We start from the raw sequence: 15,545 nt of genomic DNA on the forward strand, positions 1-15,545 counted from the left end.
CGGAGCAGAAAATCACCGTCGCCGCGCCGTATTTCAACTCCGTGGTGGTGCCGCAGTTGTTGCTGCTGGTGTTGCTGATGGGCATCGCGCCGAGCCTGCCGTGGCGGCGTGCCCAGCCGCGCCATCTGCTGCGGCGTTTTAGGTGGCCGGGCGCGCTGGCGCTGCTGGCGGCGCTGTTGGTATTGGTGTTGGCACGGCCGGTCAGCCCGCTGGCGGCGGTTGCGGTCGGGTTTGCCGTGTTGGCGGCGGTGGGTGTTGTTGCCGATGTCTGGCGTGGCGGGCGCAGTCTTGCATTGGCCGAACCGCAGTCGCTGCTGCTGGCGCTGCCGCGCAACGTGTGGCGGGCCAGGCGGCACTATGGCGCGCTGCTGGCGCACTTTGGCGTTTCGGTCGCCGCGGTGGGGCTGGCGGCGGCGGGCCTGTTCAGGCAGGAAGCGATGGTGACGATGGCGCCCGGCGACAGTCTCAACATCGGCCGTCATAACGTGCAGCTGGTCGGTGTCGGCCCGGCGAGCGGCCCCAATTACGACGCCCAGCGCGGTGAGTTCCTGCTCGACGGGCGCGTCCTGCTCGCTTCCGAACGACGCAGTTATCACGCCAGCGGCATGCCAACCAGCGAGTCGGGTATCGACTCGACCTGGCTGCGGGATGTCTACGTCGTGCTGGGCGAGGCCCGCGACGGTCGTTACACCATCAGTGCCTACGTCAATCCGCTGGTGCAGTGGATCTGGGCCGGGGCGGGGCTGATCGGGCTTGGTGTGCTGATGTGCCTCGGCGAGCGGCAGACGGCGCGCCGCGCGGATTGAGCCCGCCGTTTGGCCGCGCCGTATGAGCATGTCCCGGATACCTAACGACACCAACGCTGGCCACACTCCGGCCATGCAGCACTACCTGAGCCTGAAGGCGCAGCAACCGGACGCGCTGCTGCTGTACCGCATGGGCGATTTTTACGAGCTGTTCTTTGACGATGCGGTCGAGGCGGCGCGGCTGCTCGATATCACGCTCACCAGCCGTGGCGAGGCCGGCGGACAGAAAATCCCGATGGCCGGCGTGCCGGCGCATGCGCTGGAGACCTATCTTGGCCGCCTGGTGCGGCGCGGACGCACGGTGGCCATCTGCGAGCAGGTCGGCACACCCACCGGGCGTGGCCCGATGCAGCGCGAACTGGCGCGCGTGGTGACACCTGGAACACTCACGGACGACGCGCTGCTCGACCAGCGGCGCGACAACCTGATCGCCGCCGTACTGCGCGATGGCGCCCGCGCCGGTCTGGCGGTGCTGGAACTGGCGAGCGGTCGCTTCGTGGTCGGCGAACTCGCCAGCGAGGCGGCGCTGGCGGCGGAACTGGCGCGCCTGGCGCCGGCCGAGCTGCTGTTGACCGACGCTGAGGCGGGATCGTTCGACGGACCGTGGAGCCCGACCCATCGACCGCCGTGGCAGTTCGACGCGGCGAGCGCCGAGCGGCGGCTGTGCGAGCAATTTGGCGTGCGCGATCTGGCCGGGTTTGGCTGTGCCGGCATGGCGCTGGCCGTCGGCGCCGCCGGGGCGCTGTTGCAGTACGTGCAGGACACCCAGCTGGCCGCGCTGCCGCATCTGCGCGGTCTGCGCGTGCAGGCCGCGGACCAGGTGCTGGTGCTGGATCCGGCCAGCCGGCGCAATCTTGAGATCGACCGCAGTCTGTCGGGCGATGAGCGCGCCACCCTGGTCGGCGTGCTGGACGCCTGCGTCGGCGCGATGGGCAGCCGGCAGCTTCGCCGCTGGCTGCTGGGGCCGATCCGCGACCCGCAGGAGCTGCGCCAGCGCTACGCAGCCATCGCGGCCCTGGTCCAGGACCAGGCCCATGCCGGTTTGCAGGATGCGCTGCGTGGGGTCGGCGACGTGGAACGTATTCTGGGCCGGATCGCGCTGCGCTCGGCGCGACCACGCGACCTGGCCGCGCTTCGCGACAGCCTGGGCTTGCTGCCGGGCCTGGTCATGCACTTGCAGGCGTTCGAGGCGCCGTTGCTTCTGGAGCTGCGCCGAGCGCTGCCGGGTTTTGATGTCCTGCACGAACTGCTGGGGCGGGCGATCGAAGCCAGTCCACCGGCGCTGTTGCGCGATGGCGGCGTCATCGCGGCCGGCTTCGATGCCGAGCTCGACGAACTGCGCAGCATCGGTCGCGATGCCGGCAGCTACCTGCTGGACCTGGAGCAGCGCGAGCGCGCCCGGACCGGCATTGCCGCTCTGAAGGTCAGCTACAACCGGGTGCATGGCTACTACATTGAGCTGAGCCGGGCCCAGACGGCGCAGGTGCCGGCGGACTACACCCGTCGCCAGACCTTGAAGAACGCCGAGCGTTACGTGACGCCGGAGCTGAAAGCCTTCGAGGAGAAGGCCCTGGGTGCCCGCGAACGGGCGCTGTCACGGGAGCGATTATTGTTCGATCAGCTTCTGGACCGGGTCACGCTGGAACTGGCTGCGCTACAGGCGGCCGCAGCGGCGGTGGCCCAGCTCGATGCCCTGGGCAGCTTCGCCGAACGGGCCGACCGCTTCGGTTACGTCGAGCCGCAGCTCGAAGCCGCGCCGGGCCTGCACATCGAGGGCGGTCGCCATCCGGTGGTCGAGCGCATCAGCGAGGTGCCGTTTGTCGATAACGACCTTGAGCTGGGTGACCAGCAACGCATCCTGCTGATCACCGGCCCCAATATGGGCGGCAAATCGACCTACATGCGCCAGGTGGCGCTGATTGTGCTGATGGCGTACGCCGGCAGTTACGTGCCCGCCAGCGCCGCGCGCATCGGGCCGGTGGACCGCATTTTCACCCGCATCGGCGCCGCGGACGACGTGGCCGGTGGGCGGTCCACCTTTATGGTCGAGATGACCGAGACCGCCAACATCCTGCATAACGCCACCGATCGCAGCCTGGTGCTGCTGGACGAAGTCGGGCGGGGCACCAGTACCTATGATGGGCTGGCGCTGGCGTGGGCCTGCCTGACCCATCTGGCGCAGCGGGTGCGCGCCTTTACCCTGTTTGCCACGCATTATTTCGAGCTGACGGCGCTGGCGCAGGAACTGGAGGGCGTGGACAACGTGCACCTGGATGCTGCCGAACATGCCGGAGGCATCGTTTTTTTGCATCGGGTACAGCCGGGGCCCGCCAGTCGTAGCTATGGCTTGCAGGTGGCAGCCTTGGCCGGCGTGCCGGAGGTGGTGATTGCCCTGGCCAGCGAGCGCCTGGCGGGCCTGGGCGAGGGGCTGCCGCCGCCACCAGCCATGCCGCCCCAGCGGCAGCTTGGTCTGTTCGAGCCGCAGCCCGGGCAGGCCCTGGTGGACCGCCTGTTGCAGGTCGACCCCGACCAGCTCGCGCCGCGCGCCGCACTGGAGCTGCTGTACGAGTTACGGGACCTGCTGCCCGGCGGTCCCGAAAAAAACTGAGTCCTGACCCGCTTCGGGTCCGGACACCATCCCCCAGGCTGCTAGGCTCGACCCGTATAATTACCCGCTTTTTTGTCCCGGAGAACGGTCATGGCCTTCGTCGTCACCGAAGCCTGCATCAAATGCAAGTACACCGACTGCGTGGAAGTGTGTCCGGTGGACTGCTTTCGCGAAGGTCCTAACATGCTGGTCATCGACCCCGACGAGTGCATTGATTGCACCCTGTGTGTGGCCGAGTGCCCGGTCGAGGCGATCGTCGACGAGGAAGAAGTTGCGGCCGACCAGCAGGAATTCATTGAACTGAACGCGCGCCTGTCGCTGCAATGGCCCGCGATCACCCAGCGCAAGGATGCCCCCGCCGATGCCGACGCATGGGTTGGCGTGCCGGCCAAGCGCAAGCTGATAGAAGAATAGGCCGTGCGCATTGCCATTGCCGGTGCTGGCGGGATCGGCTGCCTGCTGGGCGCGCGCCTGGCCGCTACCGGCGCGGCCGACGTGGTGCTGTTGGCGCGGGGCGAGCACGCGGCTCGCCTGGCAGGGCACGGGTTGCTGCTTGACCTGAACGGTGATCGACAACTGCACCGCCTGCCGGTGCTGGACACCGGGAGCGACGCCGAACTGGCACAACTGGCTGGCTGTGACTGGCTGCTTTTTGCCTGCAAGAGCCAGCACACGCAGCGCCTGGCCGGGCGCCTGCGGCCCTACGTCGGCGGCGACTGCCGGTTGGGCTCATTGCAAAACGGTGTCGATAACGAGCCGGTCCTGGCCAAGATCTTCGACCGTCCGGTCATGGGCGGCCTCATGCGCAAGTTCTTCGCGCACATCACCGCCCCGGGCGAGGTGGAAGTGCGCGGTGTGCTCGAAGCGGTGCTCGGCGACTATCCGACCGGTTGCAACCAGGACGTGACGGCGCTGGCGGAACTGCTGAGTCTGTCCGGTATTACTGTTTTGCTCAGCGACGACATTCGCCGCGAACTTTGGCGAAAGCTGGTTCTGAACAACGGCTGCAACCCGCTGGCAGCGGTGACTTTTCTGGATACCCAGCGCATGGCCAATGACCCGGACATGGCCTGGGTAATGCGCAACCTGATGCGCGAGGCCGGCGCCGCGGCGGCGGCTGATGATGTGGAGTTCAGCCCGCACGAACTGGACGCCGTTTTCCACTGGATCAAGGGCATCGACCCGATCAAGCCTTCCATGCAGGCCGACGCCGAGCGTGGCAAGCCTCTGGAACTGGACGGCATCACCGGTGCCATCCTGCGGCGGGCGGGGCAGCTGGGAATCGAGGTTCCGGTCACCGCCACGCTGCACCATATCCTGATGGGCAAGTACGGCAGTGGCGATTGAGGGCGGCGTGATGGCAGGCGGGGTGGTTGCGCAAGACGGGTTGGCGCGGCAGGGGTTAGGTACGAGCGCCCCCGTCGTTTGGGCGCGCCGCACGGCTGATTGGTCACTCGTGCCCCGATGGTTGGCGCATCCGAACTGGCCCTACACCACCCAACCGGGATCCAGATCGTGACCTGGCAAGCCTTTGTCCCCATTTTTGTGACGATTTTCCTCGCCGAGATTGGCGACAAGACGCAGCTGGCGACGATGCTGTTTTCCTCCGACGCGAGCGCGAACCGGTGGCTGATTTTTTTCGCCGCATCGGCCGCACTGGTACTGGCGGCGGGGATCGGCGTGTTGATCGGCGCGCAACTGGAGCGTTTCGTGTCCGTCTCAAGCTTGAAGCTGATAGCCGGATTTGGCTTTATCGGCATTGGGCTGTGGACTTTGCTGTCCAGATAATCCACCCGTTCACTCAGGAGTAATGTCCCGCGCCTATCGCGCCCATCGCGCCTGTGCTCCTGGCAACGGCGCCACGAATGCGCGTGGCATGTGCGCGTTCCTCGGCAAGCGCTGAATAAATCCATCCTGGACTTTTCAGCGTCCGCCAGCGGAAAAGCGTGGCTTTCCGCTGCTTCACAAAATCAATGGCTTACAGCCATCGATTTTGGCGGTGCGTCCGTGTACTGCGGGAGCCGCCGGATAAATCAGCGGCGCCCTAGAGCACGCAGCGCAGCTTCAAGTGCGTTACGAATGGTTCGAAGTCCCTATCGCTGTGCAGCAGCGTGTAATTACTCTCGATACACCGCGTGGCAATTACGGTATCGATAGTCCTGCGCACGGTCACGCCCAGCATTCGCAGGGTCCGATAATTCCGGGCGGCTTGAATGGCAATGTCATACCCACCAAGGTCGACGGGGGTCAAGCGGCTCAGCAGCTTCTTTGCCAGGTTGAACTCTTTCTCGTCGTTAAAGCCCTGAAGGACTTCGAGCAGAATCGAGTCACCGATGGCCAGTGGCTCCGTCGCCAGCAAGGTGTCGAGCCGGTCGGCCTGTGGCGTCGCGTTTCCTCGAAAATAGTCGATCCAGACGCTTGAGTCGACCAGGATCACCTGTCCGCTCGCATTGCATCCAGGTCGCCCTGCCAGTGCAACTTGCCTCGAAAGCGCCGGATTTCGTCCTGTTGACGCAACCGCAGCAGGGTTCGCAGGCCAAGCTCCACTGCCGCGCGTTTGGTCTTCAGGCCAGTGGCGCGCAGCGTGTCTTTCATCAGTTGGTCGTCAATCACGATATTGGTGCGCATGGTGTGTACTCTGGATATTTAACGTACACAATTTAGCGGGAAGCTGCGTTTACGGCAAACCGGATTCCGGCAGTACCTGGTGTCGGTTCGACCTTCGCACCATGCCTTGGTGTAAACCCGTTCCGCCGCCGCGCCCCGGCCACAGCGGCCGGGGCGGGAGACTGCTTCAGCCGTGTGGCGCGCCCATCGGAATGACCGGCACCAGCAGATGCGAGGCGTGGTCCTTGTCGCGATACAGCTTGTAGTAGGTCAGGGTCATGCTGGGCAGGGGCCCCATCACGTTCATACGGTGATGCCAGGGGATGTCGATCGGGTCGCAGGTGGAGATTTCCAGCTCCATTCGCTCGCCGGGCCGGAACACATACGAGATGGACGGGAAGCCAATCGAATACTCGTTGACCTCGCCCGGCACCACCGGCTGTGGGTCGATATGCGTCTGCACCGGATTCCAGGCCGTTGATTTTTCGGCATCCAGCGCCCGGTGTGAGGCCTTGAGTACCCCACGGCACAGCGGGAAGCGCTCGCCGCCCGGCCCGACTGCCCACAGTTTGGCAATGAAAGTCGCATCCGGCTGATCCAGCGCCGCGTGCAGGTTCAGCACCACAGGTCCCGTGACCTCCATCGGCCCGCTCATCGGCGGCGTCGAATAGCGCACCGAATTGCGTTCGGTGGAGATGATCGGCGGGCGGTGTACCAGCGGGTCGGGGTCCGCGTCGGTGGGTTCGGGCAGCGGCGTGAGCGCCCCGAACGGGCGCAGGTAGAGCTTGGTCCACTGGGTGCGGGCCAGCGGCCATTCGTGCTCGAAGCGGTACTGATTGATGCCCATCACGAACAGGCGGATGGGTGGCTCATCCATGATTCCGGTGTCGACGCCCTTCATCCAGTGGTCGTACCAGCGCAGGGCCTCGTACTTGAGCTCCGGCGGGCCGGGCAGGGCGGTATGGATGTGGTGGCCGAAGATGGAGGCCTTCTTGGGCACCGTCAGCGTCGGGTCGTTCATGTCGTCCCAGACGGCTTGCATGAACGGCTTGAAGAACGGAATCCAGCAGCTGGCCGTGTACACCGGCACGGTGATCTTGCTGACCTTGTCGCGTGAGCGGCGACGGGCCCAGAAATCCGTGTTGGTCGGATGCAGCAACTGGTCGAAAAAGGCTGTCTTGCGCCGCGCCAGCACGCGAACGTAGTTGGTGTTGAGCGCGATGTCCTTGGTGCTGGCGATGGCGTTGAAGCGCGCTTCGAGTTCCTCTGGCGAGTACAGCTGTTCGGATTCCGACACCGTGGTGTGCGCCGGAATTTCGCGTTCCAGTTCCCACCAGAACGGCTGGATCACGCCGCCCTCGTAGGCCACGCCATAAAGATCGTTGGCGGCTTCGTAGGGGAAGATGGCGGCCAGGTGCGGTGGTGCCTGGGCGGCCACGAAGCGCTGGATCATGCCGAACCAGGAGATGCCCATCATGCCGACCTTGCCGCTGCACCAGGGCTGCTCGGCAATCCACTCCACGATGTCGTGGCCGTCCTCCTGCTCCTGAACGCTGAACGGACCGTTCCAGGCGCCTTCGGACTTGCCCAGACCGCGCTCGTCCGGGATCACGTACACGTAACCGCGCTTGACGAAAAACTCGATGTCACCGGCCTCGACGTTATGGTCGAACACCCACGAGTTGATCGGCTGGGCCGGAATGGGTGCCGACTGGCAGTCCTTGCCATAAGCCGACAGCGCCAGCAGGCCCGGGAACTTGCCGGGTGCGTCCGGCCGGAACACGTCCGCGCGCAGTGTGACGCCGTCGCGCATTTTCAGCGGCACGTCGCGCTCGATGACCATCGTGTACCGCGGCTTCGACAGCTGGTCGACGTTTTTGAAGTACTGCGCCTGCCAGTAGGCTGGACGGGGCAGGTCGACCGCCGCCAGGCCGCGTTCGAGTTCGGCGTCATTCATCGTCGTGGTCTCCTCAGGCTTTGTTTGTCGTGAGCCTCTTGGGCTGCGGACATGATGCCATCCTGTGCGATCGGTTGCGTGCGCGCGCCGTCACGGACCGCCTTCGTCCACGGTTTTAATGTGCCCACCCGGGCGGCGTTGCTCGCAGCCCGCTGCAACGATCGCAGGGACGACCTCAGCGAGCGAAATTCATGGCCAGGTTGGCCGCGGTGACCAGGCCCACAACAACCAGGAACCCGGTCAGCCACAAGACTCGAATTCGATTGACCTCCAGGCGCCTGATCAATTGCGCACCCTGATCGGCAAGAGCTCTGATCAGGTTCGAGGACTCAAGCATCTGGCGGTGCAGCTCCGCTATTTCCGATTCCGCGGCTGCCAGTTGCGACTGAAGCACACAGATAGGTTGTGTTTCGGATGCAGGCGCTGGCGGTAAGCCTGCCGCCGGCGCGTGGGCTGACGACGGCCGTTTCGCTACGGTACTCCACAGCTTCATGGCCCCATCGGCGACCTTGGGTGCGTTGCTGATGACATCGCCCCAGGGAACCATTTTCAGTACGGAGAACCAACCGATAGCCATATGTCTGTCTTCCCTGGATGTGGGCGGTCGAACGTTGGGGTTCAGGCGATTACACGGCTTGGTAGCACACGTGGCCGCCGACGCACGCTTGGCGCTACTCGCGGTGTGCGAGACCCCGGGACAGGAACAGGTATAGCCCAAAAATCAAGCCCAGGAGACCACCCAGTCCGCCGTTGATGGTGATTTCCCTGAGCCCTAAGGCGGTGCCCGACAGGTGCAATCGATAACCCTGGGCGTAGGCTTTGAAGCCTTCCGGAAGGATGCCGGAGAACATCGAGTACGCGCTTTCCAGCATCCAGGCCCAAAAGGCGACCAGTGCCAGCCAGAAGAATGGGCGACTCCATTTCTGAATGGCGGTTGACCATGCCTCGCCTGAGCCCGGTCTCCTGTATGGGATCAGCGCCAGGGCGTAGGCAAGAAATGGGACGACGAACAATAGAACGGCACTGACTCGTCCAGTGCTGACGGTCAAAAGATCGTGACCTTGCAGGCTCAGTTCGAAAGCAAACAGGCTGGAACATTGTGCGCAGAACACAGTGAGCCAGAATTTCTCGATTGCCCACGCGACCATGAACCACAGCGTGCACAGCGTAAACGGAACCGCTAGTTGCTGCATGCAGGACTCCAAGTTGCTTTGATGTGGGCGCCGACGTTATTAAGCCACTTGGCCGGCGGACGGGTCGACGAGTTTGGTCGGTGCAGGTGCTGAGCCCGAATGGGCAGAGCCTCGGCCAGCCTTTCCCCGGGTCCGAGCACTCAGTTGGGTTTGTTCTTCAGTGTTTTGCCCTGTGGCTCCATCGAATGCGTATTGCGGTGGTCGACACCGTGGTCGGGCGCGTGCTCCAGCTGTTGCTCCTGGGCGCGGGAATGATCAAGACCCTGGTCTGACTCGCGTTCGGTCGCGCGCTCCAGGCCCCGCTCGGCATCCGGCAGCGACTGGCGGTTGCTACTGGCCGGTGGTGCGCCGACATGATCAATGTGACTGCCGGCCCCGTGTGGGCCCTTCGGGGCTGCCGTGGCACTGCCGGCGGTCGCGAGCAATGCGATGGCGGCGCAGGTGGTTTTCCAGTGGCTGCTCATAAGTCGGTTCCTGTGGTCGGTGGCCGGACCGCAACGTGCTGCCCGGCGTCGGTTTGGACTCCCATGATTGGCTTGCTTCGCGTCGCGATCAACCGCCGTCTGCCGCCAGCGCATCCGCCGGTGCAGGGCAGTCGAACACGGCGTCCAGGGCCTGGTCCACATTCTCCAGCCATACGAACTCCAGCTGCTCGCGGGCACTGACCGGGATGTCGTCGTAGTCCTTTTTGTTGCGCGCCGGCAGCATCACGCGACAGATACCGGCACGGTGGGCGGCGACGATTTTCTCCTTGATGCCACCGACCGGGAGCACCAGGCCGCGCAGGCTGATTTCGCCGGTCATGGCGGTGTCGGCGCGCACACAGCGGTCGGCGTGCAGCGAATGCAGGGCAACGAACATGGCCACCCCGGCGCTCGGACCATCCTTGGGGATGGCGCCGGCCGGCACATGGACGTGGATGTCGTGCTTTTCGAAGGAGTCCGGGTCCAGGCCGAGCACGCCGGCGCGGGCCTTGAGCAGGCTCAGGGCCGCCTGCACGCTCTCCTTCATCACGTCGCCGAGCTGGCCGGTCAGGATCAGTTTGCCGTTGCCCGGCACGCGACTGGCTTCGATGAACAGGATGTCGCCGCCGACCGGGGTCCAGGCCAGGCCCGTGGCCACGCCCGGCATGGCGGTGCGCATGGCCAGTTCCGAGTCGAACTTGCGCGAGCCCAGGATGCCCGGCACGTCGCTGGCATCGATGCGCTGCGCGGCGGTCTCGCCTTCCGCGACGCGCACCGCGACGTGGCGAAACACGGCGCCGATTTCGCGCTCCAGGTTGCGGCAGCCGGCCTCGCGCGTGTAGCCGTCGATGAGGGTGCTCAGCGCCGCGTCGGTCAGGTCCACCTGCTCGGCGGTCAGGCCGCTGGCCTTGCGTTGCCGGTCGATCAGGTAGCGGCGCGCGATTTCCAGCTTGTCTTCCTGTGTGTAGCCGGGCAGTTCGATCACCTCCATGCGGTCGCGCAGCGGTCCGGGGATGCTGTCGAGCACGTTGGCGGTGGCGATGAACATGACCTGTGAAAGATCGAACGGCACCGCCAGATAGTTGTCCCGGAAGGTGTGGTTCTGCTCCGGGTCCAGCACTTCCAGCAACGCCGACGACGGGTCGCCGTGAAAGCCCTGGCCGAGCTTGTCCATCTCGTCGAGCATCAGCACCGGATTTCGCGTGCCGCCCCGGCGGATGGCCTGGATGATGGTGCCAGGCAGGGCGCCGACGTAGGTGCGGCGGTGGCCGCGAATCTCCGCCTCGTCATGCACGCCGCCCAGCGACACGCGCAGGAACTCGCGGCCCATGGCGCGGGCGATGCTCTGGCCAAGCGAGGTCTTGCCGACGCCGGGCGGGCCGACAAAGCACAGGATCGGACTCTTGCCCTCGGGGCTTAGTTTGCGCACGGCCAGATGCTCCAGGATGCGCCGCTTGACCTTTTCAAGGCCCCAGTGGTCTTCGTCCAGCACCTGTCGCGCGGCCGGGATGTCCAGGCTGTCGGTGCTGGCGGCGCTCCACGGCAGCTCGGTCAGCCAGTCCAGGTAGGTGCGCAGCATTGGGTACTCGCCCGACGCCTCCGGCATGCGCTCCAGGCGTTTGAGTTCCTTGCGCGCCTGCTGTTCGACCTCTTTCGGCATGCCGGCCTTGGCAATGGCCTCGGCGATTTCCTGCACCTCGGCGGCCTGGTCGTCGGCTTCGCCCAGTTCCTTCTGGATGGTTTTCAGCTGTTCGCGCAGCACGAATTCGCGCTGGCGTGAGTCCAGCTTCTCGCGCGTCTGCTCGGAGATGTCGCGCGAGATCCTGAGCACCTCGATGCGCCGGGCGAGCAGCTCGGACACGCGCGTCAGGCGTTGCGGCAGGTCGAGCAGTTCCAGGATTTCCTGCTTTTCCTCCGGCTTGAGGTCCATGTAGCTGATGATCAGGTCGGCCAGCGCCGAGCCGGCCTGGGTCGCCTGGATGGCGTGTACCAGCTCGGCCGGTGTCTGCGGCAGCAGTTCCAGTGCCTGTAGTGCCTGCTGACGCAGGTTCAGCACGCGTGCCTCGTCGTCCACGCCGGCTTCCTCGGGGGCCGGCAGGCGCTCCACCCGCGCCATCAGGTACGGGTGACCGGGCACGAAGTCCAGTACCCGAAAGCGTTCCTCGCCCTGGCATACCAGATGGTGCGCGCCGTCCTGCGCGGATATGAAGCGCAGCACGCTGGCCACGGTGCCGACGCGGTACAGATCGTCCGGGCCGGGCTCGTCGATGCTGCCGTCCTTTTGCAGCAGCAGCCCGAGCGGGCGATCGCCGCGGGCGGCCTCCTGCGCGGCTTCAACGGAACCCTTGCGGCCCACCGTGAGCGGCATCACCACGCCCGGAAACAACACCAGGTTGCGTACCGGCAGGATTATGAGCAGGTCATCGGTCACAGTGCCGGCCTCGGGGAAGGCGATTTCGGGGTTGGCTGAATTCATGTTGATTCTCCGGTCAGAGATTCGACCCGGTGCAGCACCAGCACCAGACAGCCGTGACTGAGTTCGTGCTGGCCGATCTGATAGTGGCCAGGTGGCAGGCGCAGGCGGCGTTCGAAGCGTCCGCGCGGTATTTCGAGGCGCTGCACGTTGTGGCCGCGCAGGCCCGGCGGTAGCCGGCGCTCGCCGGCGATGACCAGCATGGCGCCGTCGATGCCGACCTCCAGGCGCTCGGCCGTCACCCCCGGCAGGGCGGCCACGATCACCAGTTCGCGGCCGGCTTGGTAGACGTCGACCGGCGGACGCCAGGCGCGTCGCGTGGCGCGTCCGCCCGGTGGATCGAAAAACTGCTGTTGCAGCCGGTCGGCCTGGTCGAGCAGAGCGCAGGCCTCGGCCCACATCCAGCGTTCCAGGTCTCGCGTTGCCATACCGGTCCTCCTTATGAGTCAGTCGGTCAGGCTCAGGCCGCCTGTGGCGTGGCGGCCAGACTGGCAGCCAGGGCCGGTGGCAAATCCAGTTCCACAGACACCGGCAGGTGATCGGACATCGGATGGTTCAGTATCTGCGCGCGGTGCACTTTCAAGGACGACGACACCAGTACATGGTCGAGGTTACGCCGCGGGCGCCAGGACGGGTAGCTGTGACCTTCGGTGTCGGCCACCCGCAAGCCGGCGTGGATCAGCCCCGAGTGACGTTCCAGGGGCCAGGCCGGGCAGTTCAGATCGCCGAGCAGGATCAGGTCCTTGCAATGCACGGCCAGCCGCGACAGGTAGCGCAGCTGGCGGAGACGCGAACGCTGACCCAGCGACAGATGTACCGCCAGCACGTGCAGTGGCCGGGCGGCGCTGCCAAAACTCAGCAGCAACGCGCCGCGTCCCGGCAGAAAGCCCGGCAGGCGGCACTCGCGAATGCCGGTCGGCGGCAGCCGGCTGAGCACGGCAATGCCGTGGCGAGCCAGCGGTCCGTAATTGCGGTTGACCTGCAGGTGCCAGTTCGGAAAGCCGGCGCGCTCGGCCAGATACTGGGCCTGGTTCAAAAAGGCGCCGCGGTAGGAGCCGGCGTCGATTTCCTGTAGCGCCACGATGTCGTAATCGCGCAGCAAGGTTGCAATCTGGTCGAGGTTGTCGCGGCGGCCCAGAAACGGCAGCACGTGTCGCCAGCCGCGTGTCACGTACTGGCGATAGCGGCGCGTGTCTATGCCGACCTGGATGTTGTAGGTCAGGACGCGCAAACGGTCTGCGGAATGGGGCATGGAGTGTCCGGGTGAGGCCGGTGGCCGTGATGGCAAGGCGTGTAATGCAAGATGGGGCCGGCAGGCCGGCGCACAAGTGCGCCGGCCAGGACTTGGACCACGCGCGAACGTGCGTGACATGCTGGGGTGCAGGCAGCCGCCCGGCCGTGATGCCGGTCAGGTGGACTGGCGAATCGTGCCGAGCTGTTTTTTTTGCGGGAGGGAGTCATGTCCATTTTGCGCGCGCCCATGTCCGGTCCCCGGTGCCTGTGGCTGGGCTTTGCCCGCCTGTTCGATCGCCGCTGGCGCAGCCTGGTGCTGGCGCCGCTGGCCATCAATGCGCTGCTGTTTGGCGCCGGCAGCGTGTGGGCGGCCGGGCGCGTGCGCAGTGCGGTGCAGTCCTTGCAGAACGCCTTGCCGGGCTGGCTCGACTGGCTGGCGTTTCTCGCCTGGCCGCTGTTCGCCCTGGTGCTGTTGCTGGTGTTCGTCTACGCCTTTACTGCGCTGGCGAACCTGATCGGGGCGCCGTTCAACGCCGTCCTGGCGGCCCGCGTGCTTGGCGAGGCGCCGGTTTCGGGCGGTGGCTGGCTTGGCGAGGCCACGCGGGCCGTGGCTAACGAGCTGCGCAAGCTGGCTTATTTTCTGGTGCGGGTGGTGCCGCTCGGACTGCTGTTATGGGTGCCCGGCGTGAACCTGTTCGCCGGGCCGGTCTGGGTGCTGCTGGGCGCTTGGTTACTGGCGCTGGAGTATCTGGACTACCCGCTGGCCAATCGTGGACTTGATTTTCGCGCCGTACGGCGGTCTGCCGGCGGGATGCCCTTGCGGACACTGGGTTTCGGGGGCAGCGTGCTGCTGCTGGGCATGCTGCCGGTGGTGAACCTGCTGCTCATGCCGGCGGCGGTGATCGGTGCCTGTGTGCTGGTGCGGGATCTACCTGCCGTTTCGCTCGACGCCGGCGGCCAGGACCTCAGCTCATGAACAGCCTGCACGCGGTCTCGCGTTGTGAGTACGCAGGTTAACGGCTTGCAGTATCAGGGCGCGAGTTCGGCCAGGGGCCGATGTCGGGCCAGCAGGCCGAGTCCCTGGGCCGCGGCCGGACAGGTGACATAGCCGTCCAGCGTGTTCACGCCAGCGCCCAGTGCCGGGTCGGCGAACAGCGCCGCCCGGCCACCGCCGGCCAATGTCTTCAGGTACGGCAGGGTGGCCTGGGTCAGCGCCACGGTGGCGGTGCGCGGGTAGGCGCCTGGCATGTTGGTGACGCAGTAGTGCAGCACCCCGTCCACGGTGTAAACCGGATCGGAATGGCTGGTGGGGCGCGCCGTTTCCACGCAGCCGCCCTGGTCGATGCTGACATCCACGATCACGGTGCCGGGGCGCATCTTGCGCACCATGTCGGCGCTGATCAGGTGCGGTGCGCGCGCACCGGGCAGCAGTACGGCGCCGATCAGCAGATCCGCCTGCGGCAGTTCGACGGTGATCGCTTGCGGCGTCGACAGTCGCCAGTTCACGTGTTCGGGCAGTTGCTTGAGCAGCGCGGCGCCGTGAGCGGCGTCAATGCCGTAGACGATGACCTCGGCGCCCAGCGCGGCGGCGCTGGCCGCGGCATGCTGGCCCACCACGCCATCGCCAACCACCAGCACGCGGCCGTGCGGTTCACCCAGCACGCGGCCGAGCTGCACGCCGATGCCGCCGTGCGGTTTTGCCAGATACCAGGTGCCTACGGCCACCGCCATATTGCCGGCGATGGCGCTCATCGGCGCCAGTAGCGGCAGGTGGCCGGCGTCGTCGCGCACCGTTTCGTAGCCGATACCGACGGTGCCGCTGGCGAGCAGGGCCTGGGTCAGCGCCGGGTCCACCCCGGCCAGGTGCAGGTAGGTGAACAGCATCTGCCCGCGCAGGAACCGGTACTCGGTTGGTAGCGGTTCCTTGACCTTGACCACAAGCGCGCTGCCCCATGCGTCGGCGGCGTCACACAGCATCGCACCGGCAGCACTGTATTCGGCATCTGCAAAACCCGAACCAATGCCAGCGCCGCGCTGCACGCGCACCCGATGCCCCGCCGCAACCAGCACCGCTGCCCCGGCTGGCGCCAGCGCGACGCGGCTTTCGCTATCCTTGGTTTCGGTGGGTACGCCAATATCCATGGGAGTCTCCGCGGGCATCAACGGCAACATCGATATCAATGTCCCGGGTGGGTTCGAGCAGC

16 protein-coding genes are annotated in these 15,545 nt (G+C 65.9%); 6 read left to right on the plus strand and 10 right to left on the minus strand.

What is annotated here, in order from left to right:
• The 5 genes from ABZF37_RS06090 to ABZF37_RS06110 all read left to right on the plus strand — a co-directional run.
• Window positions 1-806, plus strand: an 806-nt coding sequence (locus ABZF37_RS06090; RefSeq protein ID WP_372717866.1) for a cytochrome c-type biogenesis CcmF C-terminal domain-containing protein, incomplete at its 5' end; no start/stop codon positions are given.
• A 28-nt stretch (window positions 807-834) separates the two neighbouring features.
• Window positions 835-3,414, plus strand: coding sequence for a DNA mismatch repair protein MutS (gene mutS / locus ABZF37_RS06095; protein ID WP_372717868.1), 2,580 nt, complete (start codon window positions 835-837; stop codon window positions 3,412-3,414).
• Between the two features lie 90 nt (window positions 3,415-3,504).
• On the plus strand, window positions 3,505-3,828 hold the full coding sequence (fdxA, locus tag ABZF37_RS06100; RefSeq protein ID WP_372717870.1) for a ferredoxin FdxA: 324 nt from the start codon (window positions 3,505-3,507) through the stop codon (window positions 3,826-3,828).
• 3 nt (window positions 3,829-3,831) lie between these two features.
• Window positions 3,832-4,761 (plus strand): ketopantoate reductase family protein, encoded by a 930-nt coding sequence (locus ABZF37_RS06105; protein ID WP_372717872.1) that lies wholly within the window; start codon window positions 3,832-3,834, stop codon window positions 4,759-4,761.
• Between the two features lie 168 nt (window positions 4,762-4,929).
• Window positions 4,930-5,202, plus strand: a complete 273-nt coding sequence (locus ABZF37_RS06110) for a TMEM165/GDT1 family protein (RefSeq protein WP_372717874.1) — start codon at window positions 4,930-4,932, stop codon at window positions 5,200-5,202.
• Between the two features lie 256 nt (window positions 5,203-5,458).
• On the opposite strand, the gene ABZF37_RS06115 is transcribed toward ABZF37_RS06110, so the two are convergent.
• The 9 genes from ABZF37_RS06115 to ABZF37_RS06155 form a co-directional block, all read right to left on the minus strand.
• Window positions 5,459-5,851 (minus strand): PIN domain nuclease, encoded by a 393-nt coding sequence (locus tag ABZF37_RS06115; protein ID WP_372717876.1) that lies wholly within the window; start codon window positions 5,849-5,851, stop codon window positions 5,459-5,461.
• Entirely contained in the window at window positions 5,848-6,042 is a 195-nt protein-coding gene (locus ABZF37_RS06120; protein ID WP_372717878.1) for a type II toxin-antitoxin system VapB family antitoxin, read from the minus strand. The genes ABZF37_RS06115 and ABZF37_RS06120 overlap by 4 nt, the downstream gene beginning before the upstream one ends.
• A gap of 166 nt (window positions 6,043-6,208) precedes the next feature.
• Entirely contained in the window at window positions 6,209-7,978 is a 1,770-nt protein-coding gene (locus ABZF37_RS06125; protein ID WP_372717880.1) for a CocE/NonD family hydrolase, read from the minus strand.
• 175 nt (window positions 7,979-8,153) lie between these two features.
• Window positions 8,154-8,555 (minus strand): hypothetical protein, encoded by a 402-nt coding sequence (locus tag ABZF37_RS06130; RefSeq protein WP_372717882.1) that lies wholly within the window; start codon window positions 8,553-8,555, stop codon window positions 8,154-8,156.
• 94 nt (window positions 8,556-8,649) lie between these two features.
• The gene (locus tag ABZF37_RS06135) at window positions 8,650-9,171 is read right to left on the minus strand and encodes a hypothetical protein (protein ID WP_372717884.1); all 522 of its coding nucleotides are present in this window, start codon (window positions 9,169-9,171) and stop codon (window positions 8,650-8,652) included.
• Between the two features lie 140 nt (window positions 9,172-9,311).
• Window positions 9,312-9,635, minus strand: coding sequence for a hypothetical protein (locus ABZF37_RS06140; protein WP_372717886.1), 324 nt, complete (start codon window positions 9,633-9,635; stop codon window positions 9,312-9,314).
• Between the two features lie 88 nt (window positions 9,636-9,723).
• On the minus strand, window positions 9,724-12,111 hold the full coding sequence (gene lon, locus ABZF37_RS06145) for an endopeptidase La (protein ID WP_372717888.1): 2,388 nt from the start codon (window positions 12,109-12,111) through the stop codon (window positions 9,724-9,726).
• Complete coding sequence (locus ABZF37_RS06150; RefSeq protein WP_372717890.1) at window positions 12,108-12,536, minus strand: Hsp20/alpha crystallin family protein; 429 nt, start codon at window positions 12,534-12,536, stop codon at window positions 12,108-12,110. The genes lon and ABZF37_RS06150 overlap by 4 nt, the downstream gene beginning before the upstream one ends.
• A 32-nt stretch (window positions 12,537-12,568) precedes the next feature.
• On the minus strand, window positions 12,569-13,360 hold the full coding sequence (locus tag ABZF37_RS06155) for an endonuclease/exonuclease/phosphatase family protein (protein ID WP_372717892.1): 792 nt from the start codon (window positions 13,358-13,360) through the stop codon (window positions 12,569-12,571).
• A 207-nt stretch (window positions 13,361-13,567) separates the two neighbouring features.
• On the opposite strand from ABZF37_RS06155, the gene cysZ reads away from it, so the two are divergent.
• Window positions 13,568-14,317 carry a sulfate transporter CysZ gene (cysZ, locus tag ABZF37_RS06160; protein WP_372717895.1) on the plus strand — a complete coding sequence of 250 codons (750 nt, stop codon included), beginning with the start codon at window positions 13,568-13,570 and terminating at the stop codon, window positions 14,315-14,317.
• Window positions 14,318-14,370: 53 nt separating this feature from the next.
• Here the strand turns inward: cysZ and ald are convergent, their stop codons facing one another.
• Window positions 14,371-15,483, minus strand: coding sequence for an alanine dehydrogenase (gene ald, locus ABZF37_RS06165; protein ID WP_372717897.1), 1,113 nt, complete (start codon window positions 15,481-15,483; stop codon window positions 14,371-14,373).
• Window positions 15,484-15,545: the final 62 nt, after the last annotated feature.

The organism is Immundisolibacter sp. (genome assembly GCF_041601295.1).
Lineage (GTDB): Bacteria > Pseudomonadota > Gammaproteobacteria > Immundisolibacterales > Immundisolibacteraceae > Immundisolibacter.